General features: G+C 36.2%; 25 protein-coding genes and 1 other annotated feature. Of the genes, 6 read left to right on the plus strand and 19 right to left on the minus strand.

Annotation, left to right across the window (positions count from 1 at the left end):
* Positions 1–302: 302 nt before the first annotated feature.
* From addA to BN3107_RS13590, 13 genes are all read right to left on the minus strand, one after another.
* Positions 303–3,986 (minus strand): helicase-exonuclease AddAB subunit AddA, encoded by a 3,684-nt coding sequence (gene addA / locus BN3107_RS13535; protein ID WP_058308178.1) that lies wholly within the window; start codon positions 3,984–3,986, stop codon positions 303–305.
* Entirely contained in the window at positions 3,986–7,459 is a 3,474-nt protein-coding gene (gene addB / locus BN3107_RS13540; RefSeq protein ID WP_058308179.1) for a helicase-exonuclease AddAB subunit AddB, read from the minus strand. Before addB ends, addA begins: the two co-directional genes overlap by 1 nt.
* A gap of 229 nt (positions 7,460–7,688) precedes the next feature.
* On the minus strand, positions 7,689–7,841 hold the full coding sequence (locus BN3107_RS19845; RefSeq protein WP_156416118.1) for a hypothetical protein: 153 nt from the start codon (positions 7,839–7,841) through the stop codon (positions 7,689–7,691).
* A 150-nt stretch (positions 7,842–7,991) separates the two neighbouring features.
* Positions 7,992–8,462, minus strand: coding sequence for a DinB family protein (locus BN3107_RS13545; protein ID WP_058308180.1), 471 nt, complete (start codon positions 8,460–8,462; stop codon positions 7,992–7,994).
* A 22-nt stretch (positions 8,463–8,484) separates the two neighbouring features.
* Positions 8,485–8,877: a nuclear transport factor 2 family protein gene (locus tag BN3107_RS13550; RefSeq protein ID WP_058308181.1), complete on the minus strand. Its 393-nt coding sequence runs from the start codon at positions 8,875–8,877 to the stop codon at positions 8,485–8,487.
* Between the two features lie 109 nt (positions 8,878–8,986).
* Positions 8,987–9,877, minus strand: a complete 891-nt coding sequence (locus BN3107_RS13555; protein ID WP_058308182.1) for an alpha/beta fold hydrolase — start codon at positions 9,875–9,877, stop codon at positions 8,987–8,989.
* Positions 9,878–9,906: 29 nt separating this feature from the next.
* The gene (locus BN3107_RS13560; protein WP_058308183.1) at positions 9,907–10,734 is read right to left on the minus strand and encodes a GNAT family N-acetyltransferase; all 828 of its coding nucleotides are present in this window, start codon (positions 10,732–10,734) and stop codon (positions 9,907–9,909) included.
* A 78-nt stretch (positions 10,735–10,812) separates the two neighbouring features.
* Positions 10,813–11,214, minus strand: coding sequence for a hypothetical protein (locus BN3107_RS13565; protein WP_058308184.1), 402 nt, complete (start codon positions 11,212–11,214; stop codon positions 10,813–10,815).
* Positions 11,215–11,303: 89 nt separating this feature from the next.
* Positions 11,304–11,915: a transglutaminase-like domain-containing protein gene (locus BN3107_RS13570; RefSeq protein ID WP_058308185.1), complete on the minus strand. Its 612-nt coding sequence runs from the start codon at positions 11,913–11,915 to the stop codon at positions 11,304–11,306.
* Between the two features lie 336 nt (positions 11,916–12,251).
* Positions 12,252–12,872, minus strand: a complete 621-nt coding sequence (locus BN3107_RS13575; RefSeq protein WP_058308186.1) for a hypothetical protein — start codon at positions 12,870–12,872, stop codon at positions 12,252–12,254.
* Between the two features lie 167 nt (positions 12,873–13,039).
* Positions 13,040–13,582: a GNAT family N-acetyltransferase gene (locus tag BN3107_RS13580; RefSeq protein ID WP_058308187.1), complete on the minus strand. Its 543-nt coding sequence runs from the start codon at positions 13,580–13,582 to the stop codon at positions 13,040–13,042.
* Between the two features lie 640 nt (positions 13,583–14,222).
* Positions 14,223–14,774 carry a signal peptidase I gene (lepB, locus tag BN3107_RS13585; RefSeq protein ID WP_187371031.1) on the minus strand — a complete coding sequence of 184 codons (552 nt, stop codon included), beginning with the start codon at positions 14,772–14,774 and terminating at the stop codon, positions 14,223–14,225.
* 53 nt (positions 14,775–14,827) lie between these two features.
* Positions 14,828–15,496: a TVP38/TMEM64 family protein gene (locus tag BN3107_RS13590; protein ID WP_058308189.1), complete on the minus strand. Its 669-nt coding sequence runs from the start codon at positions 15,494–15,496 to the stop codon at positions 14,828–14,830.
* Between the two features lie 189 nt (positions 15,497–15,685).
* Here BN3107_RS13590 and BN3107_RS13595 point away from each other — a divergent pair, with 189 nt between their 5' ends.
* The 4 genes from BN3107_RS13595 to BN3107_RS13610 all read left to right on the plus strand — a co-directional run bounded on the left by BN3107_RS13595 (position 15,686) and on the right by BN3107_RS13610 (position 17,230).
* Positions 15,686–16,081, plus strand: a complete 396-nt coding sequence (locus BN3107_RS13595) for a hypothetical protein (protein ID WP_058308190.1) — start codon at positions 15,686–15,688, stop codon at positions 16,079–16,081.
* 67 nt (positions 16,082–16,148) lie between these two features.
* Positions 16,149–16,520: a hypothetical protein gene (locus BN3107_RS13600; RefSeq protein ID WP_058308191.1), complete on the plus strand. Its 372-nt coding sequence runs from the start codon at positions 16,149–16,151 to the stop codon at positions 16,518–16,520.
* Positions 16,507–17,004: an RNA polymerase sigma factor gene (locus tag BN3107_RS13605; RefSeq protein WP_058308192.1), complete on the plus strand. Its 498-nt coding sequence runs from the start codon at positions 16,507–16,509 to the stop codon at positions 17,002–17,004. Before BN3107_RS13600 ends, BN3107_RS13605 begins: the two co-directional genes overlap by 14 nt.
* Positions 16,997–17,230, plus strand: a complete 234-nt coding sequence (locus BN3107_RS13610; RefSeq protein ID WP_058308193.1) for a hypothetical protein — start codon at positions 16,997–16,999, stop codon at positions 17,228–17,230. The genes BN3107_RS13605 and BN3107_RS13610 overlap by 8 nt, the downstream gene beginning before the upstream one ends.
* 223 nt (positions 17,231–17,453) lie before the next feature.
* Here the strand turns inward: BN3107_RS13610 and BN3107_RS13615 are convergent, their stop codons facing one another.
* The 6 genes from BN3107_RS13615 to BN3107_RS13640 form a co-directional block, all read right to left on the minus strand.
* Complete coding sequence (locus BN3107_RS13615; protein WP_058308194.1) at positions 17,454–17,954, minus strand: HXXEE domain-containing protein; 501 nt, start codon at positions 17,952–17,954, stop codon at positions 17,454–17,456.
* A gap of 79 nt (positions 17,955–18,033) precedes the next feature.
* On the minus strand, positions 18,034–18,423 hold the full coding sequence (locus BN3107_RS13620) for a hypothetical protein (RefSeq protein WP_058308195.1): 390 nt from the start codon (positions 18,421–18,423) through the stop codon (positions 18,034–18,036).
* A gap of 15 nt (positions 18,424–18,438) precedes the next feature.
* On the minus strand, positions 18,439–18,954 hold the full coding sequence (locus tag BN3107_RS13625; protein ID WP_058308196.1) for a GNAT family N-acetyltransferase: 516 nt from the start codon (positions 18,952–18,954) through the stop codon (positions 18,439–18,441).
* A gap of 14 nt (positions 18,955–18,968) precedes the next feature.
* Positions 18,969–19,319 (minus strand): DUF3221 domain-containing protein, encoded by a 351-nt coding sequence (locus tag BN3107_RS13630; protein ID WP_058308197.1) that lies wholly within the window; start codon positions 19,317–19,319, stop codon positions 18,969–18,971.
* An 18-nt stretch (positions 19,320–19,337) separates the two neighbouring features.
* Positions 19,338–19,529 (minus strand): hypothetical protein, encoded by a 192-nt coding sequence (locus tag BN3107_RS13635; RefSeq protein WP_058308198.1) that lies wholly within the window; start codon positions 19,527–19,529, stop codon positions 19,338–19,340.
* Positions 19,530–19,795: 266 nt separating this feature from the next.
* On the minus strand, positions 19,796–20,329 hold the full coding sequence (locus BN3107_RS13640) for a competence protein ComK (protein ID WP_058308199.1): 534 nt from the start codon (positions 20,327–20,329) through the stop codon (positions 19,796–19,798).
* Between the two features lie 193 nt (positions 20,330–20,522).
* Here BN3107_RS13640 and BN3107_RS13645 point away from each other — a divergent pair, with 193 nt between their 5' ends.
* Both BN3107_RS13645 and BN3107_RS13650 read left to right on the plus strand, forming a co-directional pair.
* A complete protein-coding gene (locus tag BN3107_RS13645) occupies positions 20,523–20,975 on the plus strand; it encodes a DUF3939 domain-containing protein (RefSeq protein ID WP_058308200.1) in 453 nt (150 codons plus the stop codon).
* Positions 20,976–21,394: 419 nt separating this feature from the next.
* Positions 21,395–21,626: a binding site (T-box leader), on the plus strand.
* Between the two features lie 49 nt (positions 21,627–21,675).
* Positions 21,676–22,494, plus strand: coding sequence for a methyltransferase domain-containing protein (locus tag BN3107_RS13650; RefSeq protein WP_058308201.1), 819 nt, complete (start codon positions 21,676–21,678; stop codon positions 22,492–22,494).
* Positions 22,495–22,531 lie beyond the last annotated feature (37 nt).

Consider the following 22,531-nt stretch of genomic DNA (forward strand, 5'->3'; position numbering starts at 1 on the left):
ACTTCCACTCCTGTGTGATCGTTTTCCATGAAGATCCACTTTTCCATGCGGTTTTTGCTTGGAAAAGTTAGCTGAATGGAAATCCCCACTGCATAGAAAACACTACGAAAGCTTGCTTGAGTAGATGTTGCACTTGTGCCCGTGGTAAAAGGGAAGTGGGCAAGCCGAAGCGATTACCACAAACATATACCCTTTCAAAATTACCACTAGAGTTATGTCGCACTTTCCTCCTAATATGTATAAATCCAAACGACAGCTGTTCGAAGTCGTTTGGATTAGATATTTTTGTCACTTATTCTATGCTATGCTTTCACTAATAACCCTTTGTCAAAGAAGTATAAATATTTTTCAACGACAGGTTGCTTCCAAATTTGCTCTAATGCTTTTGCATACAAATCGATTTGAATTTGATAACGATTTTTTAATTTTTCTTCCGTTTGTGATGAGATCTCTTCTTGAATCTGATCGGTTTTATAATCTAATAATATCCAACCTTCATCCGTCTGAATCACACAGTCAATCACACCTTGCAGAAAGATACGTTCCTGTTCCTCTTCTTGCCAATTCGGATAAACTTCTCCAGCAGGCAATGTTAAACTAAACGGAATCTCTCTTTCCACATGTTCCGCTTCAACTACTTGCTTGCCAATTTCTGTTTCGAAAAAGGCAAGAATTGCTTCTGTATCGATTACTGCTGCTTCATCTGTTGTGATTATTTCCTGTGCTTCCAATTTTGAAATGAATTCTGTTAGTTTGATTTCATTCCATTCTTCAGCTAACGGAAGATGCTGCATGACAGTATGCATCGCAGTACCAATTTCCGCACGTGTTAATTTCTGTTCTGTTTGCATAAAGCGTGGCCGTTTTCTAATCGGTGCTCGAAATGGTTCAATAATCTGCTGGTCACTATAACTATCTTTGACTTCATGCTGACGTTTCATTTCGGTAACCGTTTGTTTCGCCCGAAAATGAATCGAATCTTGGTATGGGTACTGAAATTCTAAATGTTGATCCACTTTTTCCTTCAAAGCGTCATCCTCTAATTGTAAACCTCGCCACTGGTGAATCGCTTGTTCCAATTCCTCGATTTGCTCGCGATTACTTTCATCAATCGTCTGATAATCCCCTTGATGGACACGCTCCACTTTCCAAACCGAAACATCGTCTGTGATTGCTTCTGGAGCTGCTACATCCTGATCACGTAACACATCACCTTTTTGATGACGAACCAAGCTGGCACCGACCCAATCTAAATAAGATAACGATTCTAAGCGATAATAGGAAGGTAATACCCAATCCTGATGAGCTGTAATATTGGCCCATTTTTTCTTCTTTTTCTCTAAGGAACGAACCGTACCGACTAATACCACTTTTTCTTTTGCACGTGTTAGCGCCACGTACAGGACACGCATTTCCTCTGCTAACATTTCGCGTTGCATTTCTTTTTTGATGCCGTGATAAATCAATGTAGGATACATAATTCGTTTGACTGGATCAATGTATTTAGTGGCAAAACCTAATTCCTTGTGCAATAAGTATTTCGCTTTTAAATCTTGCTGGTTAAATTGTTTGTCCATTGCTCCTACAATCACTAATGGGAACTCAAGTCCTTTACTTTTATGGATCGTCATAATTCTTACGACATCTTCTTGTTCCCCTAATGCTTTTGCTGCACCTAAATCGTCACCTTTCTCTTCCATTCTTTCAATAAAACGCAGGAATCGGAATAAACCTCTAAAAGATGTAGATTCATAGCTTTTAGCCCGGTCATATAGTGCCCTTAAGTTTGCTTGCCGTTGACGCCCGCCAGGAATTCCACCAACAAAATCGTAATAACCTGTTTCCTGGTATACTTCCCAGATCAACGTCGATAAGGCACCTTGTCTTGCTTCTCTTCGCCAACGTTTTAACTGATCGAAAAAGCGTTGTAAAGTTTCTTCGTTATTTGTTTTCAAATATTCTTTTAATGCTTCATAGTAGCTCGCACCTTTTTTGGCTAAACGAATTTGTGCCAATTTATCTTCATCTAACCCAACGATTGGTGATTTCAGTACGGATGCAAGCGGAATATCCTGCCTCGGATTATCGATTACTTTTAATAGACTAATCATTACCTGGATTTCAATCGCTGCTAAATAACCAGTCGAAAGCTCCGCATACACAGGTATCCCCTGTTTCTTAAATTCCTCCATAATCGTTGGTGCCCATGTCATCGAACGTAATAAAATCACGATGTCTCTGTATTCCACTTTTCTCGGCTGACCCGTCTTCTTATCCATGATTTCCGTTTCTGCAATCCAGCTTCGAATTTTCGTGGCATAGGCTCTTGCTTCTAATTGTGCTTTTTCTAAATCTTCTTCTTGTTCGAACTCTTCTTCCGGCTGATCATGTTCTTGCGTTTCCTGATCAATAATCAGTAGTTCTGTATCAATATCTGGAAAAGGTACCTGCTCATAATCCTTATTGCCATAGATTAATTCTGCATCTTTATCATAATCAATATCTCCGACTTTTTGATCGAATAATTGTCTAAAAATATAATTGGCAGCCGTTAATACTTGTTCACGGCTACGGAAATTTCGTGCTAAATCGATCCGGTAACCTGGATCCTCTTCTAAGGAAAAACGTTTATATTTCTCAATAAACAAGGAAGGTTCTGCATGACGGAAGCGATAAATACTTTGCTTAACGTCCCCTACCATAAACATATTTCCTTCACCTTGCTGATTCGACACTAGAGATAGAATGGTTTCCTGAACAATATTTGTATCCTGATACTCATCGACCATCACTTCGGTGAACTTATTCTGTAAGTCTAAAGCGACCGATGATGCTGTTTGCGTTTCTTTGTTTTCCAATAAAATATCTAAAGCAAAATGCTCTAAATCGGCAAAATCAACTAAACCTTTATCTTTTTTCGCCTCTTGATACCCTGCTTTAAACTGCTTAATCATTTTCGTCAATTGGTTGATCGTTGGATGGAGTTCCTGCATATCTTCAAGATGATTAGCTAAACTTCTTGTAAACCAATCTTTGGCAATATTGCCCCAACGCTTTTTAACCTGATCTCTTAGTTCCTTCACTTGTTCTTTCTTTTCTTCTGAGCATTCTACCTTCTTACGGGATAAAGCTTTAAATTTCGCCCCTGCAAAAATAGTACGCGCTTCTTCCCAGGAGATTTGGATCGCACCTTTTGCTTGCTGGATCAATTCTTTATCAAGATCGAGTGCTTCTGCGTAATGATACGGACCATCACTTTCCCGCGTAACATCTAATGCTTCTTCCGTTAATTTTTCCATAATATCTAACTGGTCTACTACTTCTTCTTTCAACAAGCGTAGCCATGGTATATCCTTTTCGTCTCTATCTCTATCAACTTGATAAATGCTCGCCATTTGTTCTAACCAATAATCCGGATTTGGATGCTGGATCGAAAACTCATACATTTTTAAAATAAGCGATTCTACCTCTAAATCATTACGGTCATTGGAGAAACGATCGACAACAGAGAAAAATAATGCCTGTTCCTCTTCATCTTCTTCACCATACCATTCTTCAAAAAGCTGCTCCAATACATCTTGGCGAATCAAATCCGCTTCAATACCATCCGCGATTCGAAAGCTTGGATCAATATCAATTTGATACGCATACTTTCGCACTAAGTCCATGCAAAAGGCATGCAGCGTTGAAATGGAAGCATTTTGCAGTAATGATATTTGTTTTTTTAAATGAGTAGAGGTGGGATTATTTGCCAATGCTTCCTCTAGCGCCTCACCAACTCGATTACGCATTTCCTGTGCCGCTGCATTCGTGAATGTTACGACTAGTAATGTGTCAATATCAATTGGATGCTCTTTATTGACTAGCTTCTGGATGATCCGTTCGACAAGTACCGCCGTTTTACCGGAACCTGCTGCAGCTGCGACTAATATATTTTTGCCAGACTGGTAAATTGCATCCTCTTGTTCTTTTGTCCATTGCGGCATTATCCTTCACCCCGCTTGATTGCCTCAATTACTTCTTCATCTTTCATCTCTTGTAACTTACGATAATTGTTTTCTGCTAATGTCGGATCGAACTGACATACCGATCGATACGAACAAAAAGTACACGCTGTTTGCTGTTGCTGCTGGAATGGATTAAGATCGACTTTCCCTTCAGTAATCGCTAAACCTGCATTCTCCATCAATTGGTGGATATAGCCTTGTAATTCACCAAAGACCTCACGTTCAGCAACCGCTGAACCTTTATAGAACGAACCACTCTTACTAAAACCAGCCGGAATGATATTACTTCTACCCGACTCAAGTGACGTATCCATCATCCGAACGACATCTTCTTCGTCCACTAGCAAGCCTTTCATTTTGAACTTTTTAAATATTTCCTGTTCAATTTTATCTTCTGTTAAAAAGTCACTCGCTGACACCATCGGATTATGAACATGGAAATAGAGAACGCCTGCTGGTGAGGCCGGGTGCCCTAGCCAGTTTTCCGCATTGGATAAGACCACATCTAAATATGCCAACATTTGTAAAGCAAGTCCATAATAAACCTCTGTCAGATTTAAGCCTCTGGAGCTTGATTTATAATCAATGATTCGCAAAAATAATTGGTCATTGTCGATTGCCTGATCAACCCGATCAATACGCCCGCGTAATAGGAGCGTATGGTCATTCGGTAATTCTACCTTTAATGGATCTAACTGATTTGGATAACCAAATCCAACTTCTAAGCCCACTGGTGAAAAATTGGTTTTCCTTGCTTGTTCACTTAAGACAAATGTCGCTCGTGCGATGACATGCTCTAGCTTTCTTTGAATATATTGATAACGATTCGAACTATGCAAAATCTGATGTTGCAACACAGGAGCCAGTTCACCAACCGCTCGATTGGCATATTTCCTTGCTTCCTGGTCAAAGACATCCGCAAACTGGCGACCATCACGCTGAATCCACTCGGTGATTTGCTTTAATGCTTCATGAAAAAGTTGTCCAATATCCGGTGCGTCCAATTTATAGGTTGGCCGTTCTTCCAATCCTAAGCTATATCTTGCAAAATGCTGATAGGAACAGCGATGATACATTTCTAACCTTGATACACTTGCATTAATTTCGTTTGGATACAAGGCCTCTACCGTCTCATTCGCTAAATCTGTTGGTCTATTTTGATAAAATAAACTTTTTAACACATTTTGATGAACGTACTGGTTGTCCGATTTTTCAATGTACCAATTCAAGACATGTTCCCAGATATCATCTATCGGATAGCCTCTCAACTTCCGGGCTAATTGTGCGGTTAAAGCTCCTCTTGTTTTATTTGGGGTCGTCACAAAACGTGCGGCCTCTTTCATTTCTTCTGGATCTTGCAAAAACAAGCGCTGTTCTTGCGTCGGGAATAGCTCTTCTAATCGTTTAATCAACGAAGAAGCGACCTTTTGTTTCCCTTCTTCATTACTGATTGGATAACTCACCCACAAGTAATCCGCCGGCAAGGTAAAAGCTAAATAAACGTAAAACCAATCATCTAACAATTGACGCTTACTTCCTTCTGCTAATTGCAGTCCATGTGTTTGCAATAATGACCTTTCTTCCTCTGAAATCAGTCCATCTCCACCAGGCTTCATTGGCCAAGTTCCTTCATTGACACCTAACAAAAAGGCACTCTTTATCCCATGCATTCTTGAACGGTCAATCGAACCTACGACAACATGGTCAATACTTGGCGGAACGTGTGAAAAGCGTAAAGAGTCAAAACCTGATTCCAGGACATTACGGAAATTGTTTAACTCCATTTCTTCTTCACCAGCTACCTCTGTTACTTCTTCAAATAGCTGGATTACGGCATCCCATACCTGGTCTTGTTCACGTCCCTTTTCCACTCGACCTTCCTGATCATAAGCGTCACGCATCTCTTCCAGATGTTGAGGCGCATCGATTGACTCTAACCACTCAAACAAAGCCACCGTTTTTTCTTTAATCGTTGGTAATTCTCTTAATTGCTGATCAATCGTTGCCAACGAGCTGCTTACTTGTTCTCGGTAAGCATTGATTCGCTTTTGCGTCGCTAATTCACGATCCGTCTGTGCAGATTGGTCAAAACCTTTAAAACGCTGAAAAATCCATGGTTTATCAGTTAACCATCTACTTCGCCCACGAACACCATACTCTAAAACATAATTCTCCAATTCATCAATTGCTTCCTGGTCTAACTTATCTTCACCTTCTCCCTGTGGAAGAAATCCTGCTTTCAGCAAACGGAATACCGCATCATAGCGCCAATTTCCTTCTACTACATCTAATAATGAACGAATCGTTTCAATCAAGGGATGGTTAAGCATGGTCCGTTTTTCATCAACAAAAATCGGAATCTGATAATCCTGAAATACTGTCGTAATTAAGTCGTGGTACACATCCGGTTCTCGAATCAAAATCGCTAAGTCACGATACCGATAACCGTGATCCCGTACAAGTTTTACAATCTCCTGCGCCGTTCCTTCTACTTCTGCACGGGGATGAACCGCTTCGGCAATTTGAACAGGTGCGTTTTCTAGATAACTCTTTACAGGACGACTATCAAAATGTTGATCTAAATGAATAAAAGCTTGTTCCGAATCCTGATTAGGTTCTAAAGTCACTACTTCTGTTTGAATCATCGCTTGATCTGCTAATTGTTTTAACTGCTGATAGGTTTCTTTTGTCTGATAAAAAAGATCCAATGGGTCCATCTCTTGCCCATCGAGATCATCCACCGTTAAGGTAACCGTCACCTGCTTTGCTTTTTTCAGCATTGCTTCAATTACTAATAATTCTTGTGGTGTAAAGTGATGAAAGCCATCTATGTAGACGGTTGTATCTTTTAAATAATCAGTGGTCTCCAATTTTTCTGCTAATTGCTGTAATTGGTCCTCACTATCCATATAATGACCAGCTAATGTTTCTGATAAATGTTGATAAATATACAATAAGTCATCTAATTTATTTTCTAAGGCTTTTTCGCCAATTGTTTTGTGTTTAAACTTGTCCATCTCTTGTAACTGTAACGAGATCGACTCTGGTGTTACACAATAACGCTTGAATTCGGTAATCATATCTTCTAACTGTTCAATAAACCCTTGTTTTTCAACAGCTTTTTGAAATACCTTCCACTCATCGGTTCGCTCTTCGACAATTTTACGGAGCATCATCTGCATACCAGTGGACGTAATAAATTTCTTTGTTGCCCCGCCCGTTAGCTGCATCACTCGCCATGCCATTCTGGAAAAACTATAGACTTGTCCACGGATCGATCCACTTACCTCAGGATCATTTAATAAAGCATATTCCTGCTGAAATGTCATTTGATCTGGGACTAAATATATAATGGGAGGACCCTGGGGGTTCTGCTTCAATTCCTGTCTCATTTCCTGTAAGCACTGTTCGCTTTTATTAACAGTTGCACTTCCGATTAAAAATCGCAACAAAGAAAACACCTACTTTCTCTAGCTTCTACTCTATTTTAGCATAAAGTGAGAGTTATCAGTAAGTTAGCGGACTGATAACTTACTTCGTATTATCTATAGAATACAGTGAGCAAGATCCATTTTTCCAGAGTTAGAAGTGAAGGTGACTTTTATGTTTTCGTCTTAAATAATAAAGGATGAAATATTTTATATTCCATCCTACACCTAATTTGTTAATTTTTTTATAATATCATGCTCTGCAAGCAACCTTTTTGGATACACTCTCTATTGTGTCTATAATAACTTGCTGCCCACCTTCAAGTCTTTGCAAACGATCATCCAATGGTCTTAACTTCTCATCTAACAATTTCATAAGCATTTTTGATAACTCTTGGTTTTCCATATAGTCACCACCTTATTTTAAAGTGAGACTTCAAGTAGGGTATCACGGATGGTTACACTGTGATGAAGGGAGATTTTATATCAGTAAATTCACTGACATACTTCTTTAAATAATAGCATTGACGATTTTAGAGAGGAGCGTCCTTAAGTATTAAGTAGTATAGTTTACACCTACCTTTTCATCCCAATTATGATGATGTTTACGTATATGCACGATTTGCCCAATATGGTATGCATTATGTAGATTTATATATGTTAGGTTTTCATAGAATTGTTCTATCGATTCACTATTACTATGCTCTATCTCCGCTTCCCATTCTTTCATCGTTTGCAACAATTCGCTTACTAATCGATCCCAACTCAATTCCTGTTCATTATGAAACGTAGTTCTATTATCCGTTATATTATGTTCATTATTTATTCCTTTAAATCGTTGTAATTCTATTCGATTGTAAAAATAGAGGTGATGTGCGATTTCAAAAATAGAGTTGGTAGCACTTTGATCCTTAGCTTTTGCTTGTTGCCTATTTAAGCCCTCTAAAGCCGTTTGTAAAGATACAAACCAAGTATCGGTACGGTGGCAGGCTTGAAATTGTTTTAAAATAAGATCTTTAGTATTCACTGTATTTCTCCTTTCACTGTGTCTACGAATTATTTATATTATGACGAAACTCTATTAACTGCAGTTCCGTTTTGGTGCCTTGATGAAAGTAAAGCTGCCATCTACCATTTATGTGTTTCCAAATGGAACTGCGGAGTGTATTTCGATTTCTTGTTTTATCAACTAAATAATAAGTAGCTAATATTAATATTACATCATGAGCTAACAGGTTAATTTGATAATCATGCAGAGACATTTCTGTTAGTATAACGCCACTTTTCAGACAATCCTCTTTATTGCAAGTATTACCTGAACTGCCTATTTCAAAAAAATCATCGGAAAGTATTTCATCTAGTTTTCTAGTATCTTGGCGAACATCTAAACGGATGTGACTGCGCTCTAGTTCTTTCAGCTGATTCTTTAAGTCGGAATACAATAATGCCCCCTCCAATCTAAACAATATTTTGAATGTGAACCTGTTCCCATTACTCAACCTTATTAATGCCATCTGCTTTTATAAAGTCAGACTTTTAAGTAGTGGGATTTTACAGACGTTGAGTGTTGTGATAATAGGCTTCAAGAAAATCAGAAATTTCCTGATTTATTTTGATTAAATACTCCTCTGAAGGAAAATGCCCCATATCATAACTTTTAAAATCGATTAAATTTGGAATGATGGTTTGCGCCCTGTTTCGCAATTGTTTTTCCGGAAAATAGACATCCCTTTTACCTGCTATTACTAATGTAGGTGCTTTATAGTCTTTTAATTCATTTTCATCCGTTAATTTGGGCATATTTTGTTCTAATTTTACATATTTCAAGACATCTCCAATTATATCTCTATCAATATCTTTCATACTGCTATTAGACATATTGTCTGCTATAGTTTGAAGACTTTTTTGAGAGGAGCTAACTTTAAATCGCATAAGAGGCAATAAGATATCTTTAATCATTTTCATTTTAGAACCAAGTTTAATGCCAGCGGGTGCTACCAGGACAGCACATTCGATTTTTTCTGGTAAAAATGTTGCTAATCGTAGAATAATTCCACCACCATAAGACGGACCTACAAACGCACATTTTGGAATCTGGTAGTAATGCATTAATTCTTCAATCCACTGTGCAAAACTTTCATCCGTTGCAGAAATGCGTTTCTCTTCACTAAAGCCCGGATGACCGATCGTGTCAGGTGCATAAATTCGATAGTTTTCTGCTAATTGAGAAAACCATGAAAGTGTCATAGGATTAATGCAATTGCCGCCTTGAAATACAAAAATAGGCTTCGCTTCTTGCGGGCCGGCGAGCAGGACATGTGTCTTTCCAAAAGTTGTATCAACATACTCTCGTTCGACGTCAAACGGAAGAATGTCTAAGTACTGTTCATATTTTTCTGCTAATCGTTTTTTGCCAGCTTCGCTTTTATAAATTGTTTTCAACTTGTGATCGGCTCCTTTATTTTAACGTTTTATTGAATCGGAAATTCATATACTTTATACTCAAATATCTTTGTAAAGCCCACTCTTTCTGCAACTGCAGCAGATGGAAGATTCACTTCCATGCAATCCCAATAAGGTATCATTCCTTTCTCCTGACATTCTTTCACAAAATGGTGTGCTACTTTTTGAGCCAGCTTTTTCCCTTGATGTTCTTTCAACGTTTCTATGTTGATACATTGAAGATTTCCAGCAACAAAACTAGCGAAACAAAAACTAACGATTTGTCGGTTGTGAATGATACAATAGCCCAGTCCTTTTTCAAAATAATTGTCAGATGTAGACCAAAATTCTTTAATATTGCTTCGTAAACAGTCAATATTTTCAATCTCGTTGTTTTCATTATTATAAAGTGCTTTGTCTATCTTTCTAATTTGATAGATTTGTTCTAATATAGGTTCTTCCCTCAGGTCATTTGTTGGTAAAAAGTGAAATACGAATTGATTGCCGCTCGCTAATTTACGATGTTTGAATAGTTTTTCAATGACGGGATCCCATTTTGGATGATGGCCCATTATTTCTATATCTGCTAACCCTTGTTTTTTTGCATCTGGAATGATTACCTCTTCGATAAATCGATCAATTTGTTCCAAAAATACCTTGTTCTGTTCGTTTCCCATTAAGAAAAAACCATCATTATTTCCAAGCCACAACAAGGCGGCATCAGGATACTCTAGATGATCTACAAAAATACGACCAGGGTTATTTCCTTCTATGACAGCTTTCACTTCCATATGTCCCTCGTCGTTGATTAAGTCGATACACCGATCAAACTCGCTTTTGTTTAATTCCGTAATCATTTCTTTCCCACCTTCAATGATATTTGCATGACTTTCATTTTTAAATTTTTTCATAATATAATCAGTCAACATAGTGATTTATTTACTAATCAGGTTATGCAATGTTTTAGTCATCTCTGGTGAAATAGAGTAAGTAGTTTCTGTGTTTTCCAGTTCCATCAATGTCGTCTCTTCTTCAATCCACAAGTGAAAATCATGTTTCTTTCCATGGTCATAAAATACTCTCATATCATACTCAGGTTCTGCCATATCGACAGATCCAGCTTGTTTTTCTGCGGTTGTTATTGCCTTTGTAATAATTTCAATAGCATAGTCATCCTTTAACTCGATAAAAAAATTAGGGTTGATTTCGTAAAAGCCTTTCGATTCTGAAATACTAATTTTGACGATTTCACCTTTTAATTCAAACGAAGATGCCTCTTTTGAGTGACAACCAATAAGCAAAACTGATAGTGAAATAAGAGTTATTAACTTTTTCATATGTCCTCCATTAATTCGATATTACTTATTTAGTCTGGAAAACTATTTTATAAACTGACACTCTTACTTAAACCTCGAAGTGAGACACGTCAATACAAATCATCTGGTAAGTTATTCTTATACATGTCCAGTGTATTACTATGCGCTTTTAAGACTGAGATTGTTTGCGGATGTGGTTTTGAATAAATCGTGGGGTAATCTTTCTCACCTAGTGTTTTATTGATAGAAAAAGCCAGTTTTTCTTGATTTAACGAAAATTGAGCATCTACACCTTCTTTATTTCCTCTTGCATCTAGCCGAATCCATTTATCGAGTGTAGACAAATAGACCGCATTCAATGCGTGAATACTGTATCCGTCTTCTGGTTTATCAAATAACACTAATCGTTGATAACTAAAACCTGTTGGAATACCCTGAGAACGCAGGAAGGCTGCCAGAAGATTTGATTTTGCATAGCATATTCCTTCCTTTTTTTCTAATACCTCTGATGCATTGCAAGTAACACGTTCACTTTGAATATCCCAGGAATGATCAATTTCATCACGTACAAATTCAAATGCTACTTTCGCTTTTTCTAACTCTGATTGATATGAATTAAAAAGCTCTGTTGCTTTCTGTTGGATACGGGGATCAGAATAATTTACTTCATCCAATTCATCTAAATAATCCTCAATTTGCTTCTTTTCACATACCAATTTCATTTCTTCACCTCAACATAATATTTATTTTTATTCATAATTTTGAATGATTATACAACAGCGTTCTTCCATTGTAAATATTTTCTTTTTTGATGTTTTCTTTATTTTTCAATGAAATTATGTTTATATCGTTGTAATTCCTGGTTGTAACCATTATTTATAGACAAATGGGAAGTAAAGTAGAATATTTAACCGGTTATGAAAATAGTTTTGAAAAATATTTTTTTTGCAAAAAATGGATATCCATTCGATGATAAATCAACTCTAGAAGGATGTATTACTAACATAGTCAATAAGCAATATCGCAAAACTTGTGTCCGAATTAAATCATTATAAACCTTACTCTAACTTGTCCTTCTCCTCAGCTCTTTCTACTTTTATTTTCAGTAATAATACAATACTATCTTCCTCTATCATTCTCTCAATGTCTTCTTCCGTTTGGTATCCATATGTTCTTATACTGTTTCCAGTTGCTTGCCTATAGCCAGCCAACACCTTTGTTTCACCTATTTCCAAGTTTATAGTTTCTTCAGTAGCATATCCCCAAGTAAATGATGACTTTGCATCTAAACCCAGTTCTTTTTTGGAAGGGTGCAAAGTTGTCCCAGGTCCATATAAAAACACTTGGCTATCTTCTGATCGAGGGTTTATCATACCGAAACCCAACTTTCCTTCATCCTTTTTATTAGGACTCATTCCATAGGATAGTTCTGCAATAGGTTCTTTTTCTTTTTCTTTTTCCCCATCACTATATTTTTCCACCCATAACGTAACCCAACTTGTATCTGCATTCGGCAAAATGAAGTCAAAATCAAATAGTTGTCCCAACCCCAACTCTTCAAATGTATTTCTATAATCAGATTCAGGTGTCGCCGTTATTGATATCGTATCGGTATTACCGGTATTACATCCAACAAGAGCTACCACCATGGCCATTATTAAAAGCAGTTTTTTCTTCATCACAAGAACCTTCCTTTTTATTATCTATCCTATATTTGATGTTTAATTTTTTACTAAACCGTTCTTGATAGATTCTCATTTTAGATTTATTCTCTTTTAAAACACTTTATATCCCCGGGTGCAGTTCAAATGTTTCAACTGTTACTTTTTGCATATTACTACCTCTATTATTTCTTCCATTCCTCCGCTAACATCCCGTAAAAGGCATGATCCACATAATGATCATGGATCCATTCCGCTTGTCTTAAACATCCTTCCTTCGTAAACCCTAATCGTTCAGGTATCGACCTGCTTTTTTTATTTTCTGTAGCTGCTTCAATTACCACTTTATTAAATTGCATTTCATTAAATGCGTACTCAGTTAACCCTCTTGCAACTCTCGTCATGATTCCTTTTCCTTGATAATCTTCACCAAGCCAGTACCCAATGTAGACAATCTTATTCAACCAGTCTATTTTGTTATAGCTCGCATTGCCTACCAGCTTTCCTTGATACAAAATAAAAGTGGTTAGGCTATTACCCTTCGCATAATCTTTTAAGGATGAACGTATGAATTCTTTGGTATCCTCCACTTTTGTTGTGTTATCTACCCATGGCAGCCATTCTCGCAAATACTCTCTTGAATGATTGGTTAATTTAAATATTGATTCAGCATCTTTTAATTCGATTAGTTTCAAAGCTACTTCTTCATCGATTTTATATTGAAACATTCAGACACCCCTTAAACCTTAGTTAGATATTAGTGGAATTTTAGTTCATTCATGGTATAATATCTATAAGAAAACATATTATATTAAAAACCGTAGATGACGTTCCATCTACGGTTACAACAAACCGAACCCCAACAAGAGGGGTGGCGCGTTAAGGAAAAAGTAACCCCTAAGGCCAGCTAAGCACATGAGGGGTTATTTTTTTCGGTTTTTATCGGACATAATAAACGCAACCAGCATGCCAAAAGCAATCATTAGTGTTAATACGTTTTCTATATCCATAGGCATCACCTCCCTTCTTGGAGAAATCCAAAGAAGGTTCGTCGGTACGCCACCCCTCATATGAAGTCGATCTATTGTAAAGTTTATTATAACAGTTATTCTTACTTATCTGATTTTTTCGACAAGCTTTTTAGTTCAGCTAATGGATTTAGTCATATATATCTAGAAATTCACTTATTTCCTTATCTTTCGTTTCTACATAGACATTAGATGAATTGTGTTATAGCTTATCATCACACTTTAATAACCTTACTATAGCACAAATCCCTTCCAAAAATAACTGTTTTTCCCACATTAAAAAACCATCCACAAATCTATGAATAAGATCTACAGATGGTTTTAAAGCGCTTTCTTTATTTTAGTTGATAAATTGAAAATTAATTTCGGACATTGGCCAGTAACGAATATCTACTTTTCCAACAACGGACTCTTGATCAACAAACCCAATCTCTCTGCTATCATAGCTTTTCGTTCGGTTATCTCCCAGAACAAACAACTTTCCTTCTGGCACTCGTTCTTGCTCTGTCACTTCTTCTAAGGTAAAGTCTTCTGTTAATATTTCTCCTGGAATACGATACTGTTCTAAGTAAGGTTCTTCAACAGCTTCTCCATTGATATATAATACATCATCTTTATAGGCAATATGGTCGCCCGGCTCACCAATCACTCTTTTTACATAATCCTCTTTTTGATTGGCATGAAAAACGATGACATCAAAACGATCTATTGCCTTTAAATCATATACCATTTTATTGACCATTAATAGATTTCCATCATGCAGTGTTGGTTCCATCGATTTGCCATTTACAACATAACTTGCAAATAAATAAGAACGAAAAAACACAGCAAGCAACAAAGCAAAGACGATAATTCTTACAATCGACCAGATTCTTTTTTTCTGCATAGTCATTCCCTCCAAGCGGGACTCTCTTTATTAACTAATTTACCCCATTTTGGAAAGATCTAACCCTTTTTACTCTCACCTTTTTCTTCGGCTCTTTTTTGCAGGTGTTTTTCTATATATTTACCTACAATCCAGAGAATCGTGATAGCTACTGCTAATATAATCGTTTTAACAGGATTTTGTGCAAAGGAGACAATACTATCTCCAATCAAAGCAATGGTTAAGATCATCACACCTTTTCCTAATAAAACCGCTAAAACAAATTGATAAACACCCACTCCGGAAATCGCTGCTACTAAGTTAATTATAGCAGAGGGTGAAAAAGGAAAACACAGTAGTAAAAACAATGGGCCAAAGCCATGTCGCTCTAGCCAGTTCGTTACTCTGGTAACTTGTTTGTTTCTGCTAATCCAGCGCAATAAACGAATATGTCTAAACCGTCGTACTAGCATAAACACGGCAATAGAACCTGTACTTGCTCCTGCCCACGATAAGAGAAATCCTTCCCATAAACCATATGCCGCTGCATTTGTCATTACAAATACGATAATCGGTAAAAATGGCAGAAATGCTTCCATAAAGGGCAGCAAAAATCCAGGTATAGGACCCAAGCTTTCATAGCTTTGCAATAAGAAATTCATCAACTGTCCATATTCATCTGCTTCGATTAGTTCTTTGATTTCATTTACATCGATTTTGTCAATATTACTAATATTATATGTGATCATACATAATTTATCTCCTTCAATTGGCTCAAAAGTATGATATATATTTATTTTAATATGTTTCCCCTCATTTTCCTATTCTTTCACATTAATCCTCGATTTTCTACTAATTTTTTTTACAATTTTGTTGCATTTTTTAAAAATTATGCATACAATAAGAACAAATGTTCCCTTTAGAGGAGGAAATGGAAAATGAGATATTTAAACGAGCACGAATGGAAATTAGCATCACGTTTTCTATTTTTGTCAATGGCTCTTACGGTTATTAAACACGATTTAGAGAAAATGAATCAATTAGCACCATTCAAAATCAATGAACCATATATTGCAGTATTAAAGAAAATGGAAAAAAATGCAACAGAAGAACGACGAGATTTAAGAAAAAAGATGTACAAGGAAAAAATCAAAGTCGTCGCCTTAGAGAAAAATGACTCCTTCACCTCTTATTTGTTTATCTGCAAAGGAAAAGAGGAAAAACGAAACTACTTTAACCCAGCTATTCGAAAAAAAGTAGAAATCATTTTTGAAGAATTACTTGCACATGTTTTTGAGTCAACCTCTTCTGCTCAAGAGGAAGTGAAATTATAACATTGTTACTTTCAATCGAACTTTTCATCTCCATTAGTGGTATAAGTAAATAAAGGAGATGATAAACATGCAATTAGGTTGGTTAATTAGTACAATTGTAGCAATATCATTAGGAACTGGATTTGCAATAGTTATTGCTACACTGAATAAAAAAGTGGTAAAGGATCGACTAGGGAAAGTCGACTTTAAAAAAACAGATATTTATTTTTACTGGACGAGATGGGATTACATCACAATTATATGTGCCGCCTATGCGTTTGTCTGTATTGTGGGATTAGCTATCTGTTTACTAAACGAAAAAACAATAAATAATAATTGGGTGCAATTTTTCCTTCACCAAGCCTTTATGTTTTCTATGCTCTCTTCCATATGGTTTATAACACGCCTAGCATATGTATTTAAAGGCATTAAAGAGCGGTGGTCCGATGAATTCAAATGAAGATACTAACCTTGAAGACCTATTTAATACTTATCATCAGCAGATCTATCACTTCATTTTTCGTTATACACAAGATGAAAACATGAGCTATGATATTGTGCAAGATACGTTTATTAAATATCAAAAGTATCAGGCTCAATTCGATGCAAGTAAATCACATATACGCACTTTTCTGTTTCGAATCGCTTATCAAATAACAATGAATAAACTGAAGAGACAAAACAAGTTACAAAAATTATTACCTTTTTTATACGAAACTAAACAGGAATCATCCATTTCATTAGAAGAAAAGATAACCATAAAGGCTGCGCTATTAAAGCTGCCTCTGGAACAACGATCTGTTATTATCTTTTATTATTATCATGATTTTAGTCAAAAAGAAATCGCGGAGATTTTGCAGATACCACTCGGTACCGTAAAGTCGAGACTGCACGCGGCACTCGGTAAACTTAAAAAGATATTGGAGGTAGCGGATAATGAATAAAAAGGATATTCCGGAAGAATTAAAACAGCAGCTTGACCAATTTGAAGTAGAAGTTCCTGAGATACCGCTAAAAAAATCACTCTCACAAAGAATCGCAAATTTGGTGCATACACCAGCTAAAAATCCGGCAGATATGCTTCAAAAAACGGCAACACCTTTGACCATAGCATGTATTCCAGTTGGGGCAGTTCTCATACTTTCTCTGCCATTATATTTTATCTACTAATGCAAAAGGCTCGAAATAAAGCGAGCCTTTTGATTAACAAAGTATACTTTTAACTTTCAAAGAAAAAATTAAATTAATAAAAGAAAATATAATAAATAATAACAGCTAAAAGATAGAATTTGGTGTTGATCTTTATAGAAACTATAGAATGCCTAATTATATGAAAGTTCCAAACTGGATGTCTAAAAAAACTAACATCCCATTGGAATAATGTATTAAAAAACTAACTCCACTTTTCTCCAATTTTATGACTTAGTAGAAATAGTGGCAGAAGGAAGACCATAGTAGCTATTCCACCAAAAACTGAATTCCATGATAATAAATCAGTATTGTGAAAGTGATAGAAAAACAAACTATAATAAGGAATGATCAATAATAATGATGTTAGGACACCTGGAACATAGCACCGTAAATACAATGCCTGTAATGGGTGGGTAAAAATGTTTAAAGCAAAAAGTAAATTTACTCCTAAAAACAAATGGTAATGTTGAGTCATTATGGTTATCAAAATCAATACGGAGACAAAAAAAGAAAACACACCAACTACGACAGCAAACTGTGCAGACGTAATATCACTATAGACATTAAGTTTATTTTGTAGAAACGAAGGAATCTTATCACGAATCCGAGGATATGTGTTACTAATCCATTTTTCAACCGTAATAATTTCTTCCAGGTTATGAAGCATAAATATGATTAAAAAAGACAAAATCCATACATCCATATTCAATCTTTCTCCCCTCAATTCTTTCATTACATCAACTTGAATAAATTTAATACCGTGATAAATATATCTTTCAATTCTAAGAAAGGACTATTAATAAGCATAGGAGAAAAGCTGCAGTCGATATTGGTGTCATTACATACCGTTCTTTTTTACTTGGGGATATCAAATTTGCTAACGTATTTAAACCGAGAAAAACAGTTATAACCCACATTAATAGATTAGTAGATAGAAATGCAAAGCTGGTAAAAACTTCAGCGTGTTGCAAAACCACCAAACCCATAAACAAAAGAATCAGAGCATTACATACACTTACTACACGAAGTTTATGAGGTAGTATTTTATACGACCCTCCCAATGCAAATTCTCCCAAGGGATAACCAAGAGCTAAGAGAACCTGAAAGATAGCGGTAATAACACATATCAGACTAAAAATAACAGCAGCAACGACAACTAAATTAACTTCCATATATCACCTCCTTATTTAATCATTCCATTCTTCTTTTAAAACCGCATAAAAATACTCACCCCACCATTCATCACCGTGAGGAATACATTTTTTGAAATAACCTTCTCTTCTCATCCCAATCTTCTCCATCACCCGGTAAGACGCTACATTCTCAGGTTGACAGGTAGCGATAATTCTGTGCAAGTTTAATTGATTAAAACCATATTCTAATACTGCCTTTGCAGCTTCAGTAGCATACCCTCTGTTATAATACTTTGGATGAAACACCCATCCAATTTCATAAGTGTGTTCTCCAAACCACTTATGAAAAACAATATGCCCAATCAGCGTATTTTCATCTTTTTTTATCACAGGAAATTTTTCGGCATAATCTCCACTGTTATGCTCTACAAATTCCTTGGCTGCTTCTTCATCAAATATACCCTCTGGAATGTATTTCATAACCTTTCTATCTGATGTATATTCATATACAAAATTCCAATCTTTAGGTTCAAATTTTCGTATTAGTAATCTATTTGTTTCAATAATCACACTATCTCCTCAAATCATTTTATCTCTTCTACCTCTTGCGCTTTGGCTTGACCAGGATAAGACGTGTTGATACCACCCTCAATCCAAACTTGCACATGATTACCCTTGTCAAAATTATCACCATTAACACCACTTAAATAAATAAGTGATATTCGTTCTTCATCTAATTCTTGTATAGTATTATTTTTTATTTCCTCAAATTTTTCAGAAGTAATGTCTTCAGCAACTAATATTCTATCTTCTTCGACTTCAAGTATATAACCTTCCACTTCCGGATCAGAATCTGAAGAGGTTCCTTCATTTGAGCAACCTATGAGTATATTTAACATGACGATAATAGCACAACAGTAAAAAAAGAATCTCATTAAACACTGCCTCCCAGATTACTGAAAATAACTAAAACTTAACCCTAAGTAAATTAAGCCAGTAGCAGTAATAAAGCCAATAAATAATAAACCTTTATTACGTTTTGACCAATTTTTCATCCAACCCCATCTTTTTTGATCATGATCCAACCAAAAATAATCCACTAAGACCGCTAAGACAATGATGATGATGGCTGCAAAAGTACTCAACGAAACTCCTCCTTTAGATATAGTTCAACTTTTAAATCAAATTTTTTTAAGTATATTTTAACATAAAATCCCATTAATTATATTTTAAGAGAAAGATTTCTATCTAAAATAAAAAGGAACGAATCGACAATGCGATTAGTCCCTTTTTTAGATTACAATCATGGTATAAGCGTCCATAATATCCTTAATAAAAAGTTCAAGCTATAGCAAGGAGGATAAGCAAAGGATAAACAGACGCTAACTTCCTAAAAAGTTCCGCTATCACTTTATCGGTGCTTTTTATGCCATTTCGCTTCTGTTACATATTGTGATGCTTCTAAAATGTGCTCCATTTTATTGCTAAGTAAGTAACGATATTGTGCCGTTCGATATAATTGATTAATCATTGTTGCATAGGAGATCTCTAATATCAAATCACGACCATTTTTGAAAACGACACGCGTCAAGTGACTATCTAACTTTTCCACTTCTAATACATGAGAATGTGCGATCCACGTACATGCTTTTCTTAAAGGTGATTCCACAGGAAAAAAATACATGCCGCTTAACCGATCAATAGCTATTGGTGGTTTATGCGTAATCCCGCTGAGCATTCGAGCCCCTTCGATTAGACCTCTTAAGCTAATACCAAATTCTTTACAGGTAGTGTCCATCACCTTTTGGGCACTCCAAGTTGTTTCATAATCATCCGCTTCCTCATATTCAATAATTCTCGTAAAAAAATCTCCTTTAACCTCTGCCCCAACTACAGCCAATGTCTTCGGACTAATCTCACATACCTTTTCCAACACTTTTACCATTTCACATTCCTCCTAATAAAGTATTCCACTTAAATGTAGCAAGTTTTGATAAAAATGGATATAAAATGGAATGAAATCGCTTGAATTTTGTGATTTTCCTATCAATTTGAGCAATGTTTGATATAATTTTCTTATAAGAGCTAACTGAGATGGCTTTTTAGCTAAAATTTGATCAAAAGGGTGGTGAGGAAATTTGTGGTTTAAAAAGAAAGCAAAAGAAGCAAAAATATTCCCGGTAAGAGACGTATCGTTTGAAGAAATACAATCTGCTATACATCAATACAGTCAAGACTTACCACCGAACATTCCGCTTAAGATCCTGGTAAAAGACGATTTATCATTAGATTACACATTGCTTGCCCCGATTTTAAAAGCAAACCCTGAAAAAACATACTATATGTCAAAAGAAACCTATGATTTATTTGAGGAAAAGGATAAACATATCGCCTACGCACTAGATACTGTTCAACGAGCGGTTGATAACTATATTGCGCAAAAGAAAGAACTACCCATTATTGATTACGATCCATATCGCAAGGTCAGTTTTCACAAGTTAGAACAATTAAAATTAATCGATAAACGACCTGAAATGGATTTTTATATTACGGATGAAGAGCAATTAGTGACAACCATCAAGCCAAAATAATAGGTGATCTTATTTCTCAGGTATAGCCTCAAGAATTGTAGTAGCGAGGGCTTACAGTATACGATGGAGAAAAATAAATTTGATTAAAACTATCATTTCACCTATTTTTTAAAGTAATAACTAAAGAAATGAGTGAAATTACAATAGCTAATACAGAGAGAACAAAGAACAATGGTCCATATGGTCATCTAATCACATCTTTCTTGTTGTTTTTGCATATTTCATTTATAATGAAAGTATAATATGGAGTATGCAAAGGGAGAAAATCCCCCTTGCGTGTTTGAAGCATGAGGCTATCGCTTGGCAGAGCGATGGTCTTTTTTCTTGTTGTTCAACAAATATATAGAAATGCTATTCTCTTTTATCACAGAAATTGACATACCTCCCAAGATGTGATATTTTTCTAATAATTCAATTACATTCAAGCTATGATTGGAAATAGTAAAAGGATAGTAAACTTAAGCAGAGAGCCAATGGTTGGTGGGAATTGGCAGTTATTATCCTTTGAACTTGTCCAAGAGCTACTTCCTGAAAACTGAAGTAAGGGAGATCGGTCTCCACCGTTATCAGGATAGGTAGTGTTGGCTACTGAAAAAGCTGGATTAGCAATAATCAATTAGAGTGGTACCGCGAGTAAACCTCGCCTCTATATCTTATATAGAGGCGAGGTTTTTTTATATTTATTAAGAGGAGGATATCTATGGAAAAGGCAAAAAGCAGAGCTAAGTTGAATGATTCATCTGTAATTGATACACGTTCCTTAACATGGTCACACAGGAGGCTAGCAGAGCTACTAAAACCCGGAATGACTGTATTAGATGTTGGCTGTGGCACTGGTGCAATCACTTCAGGAATAGCAGAAGCAGTCGGACCCACCGGAAAAGTCATTGGAATAGACAATGATATAGACTTAATCACAAAAGCACGTCAGCGTTATCAAGATATACCTTCACTTTCATTTGAAACAGCAGACATCTATGACCTTCCTTATGAAAATCAATTTGACATCGTAACCTCAGCAAGAGTATTACAATGGCTAGCTCACCCAGAAAAAGCTTTGGAGAACCTTATTAGAAGTGCCAAACAGGGTGGTAAAGTCATTGTATTAGACTACAACCATGAGAAAATCTACTGGCAACCAGAAGTGCCTGCATCTATGCACTATTTTTATGAGAAGTTCTTACAATGGCGAGCCGATGCCGCAATGAATAACGCAATAGCAGATCATTTAGCAGCTATGTTTGAAAAAAGTGGCCTAACGCAAATTCACATTTCCCCTCAGCATGAAGAAGTACAACGAAATGAGGAAGGATTTGAGTCAGCTACATCGATCTGGTCTGGAGTTGTATCGACCAAGGGGGCACAAATGATAGCTGATGGCATTATCGATAAAAAATCTATAGAGGTAGCATCGATGGAGTATCAAAAATGGAGAGAAGAAAAAGCAGAGAAACAACAGATGTATTTGTTGGCAGTCGAAGGGTTGAACTACCCCCACCTACAAGCTAAAGCTTGTTGAGGAAGGGGATTCCTGGGTCATAGAACCTAACGGCTCT

This window comes from Gracilibacillus massiliensis, from assembly GCF_001458115.1.
Lineage (GTDB): Bacteria > Bacillota > Bacilli > Bacillales > Amphibacillaceae > Gracilibacillus > Gracilibacillus massiliensis.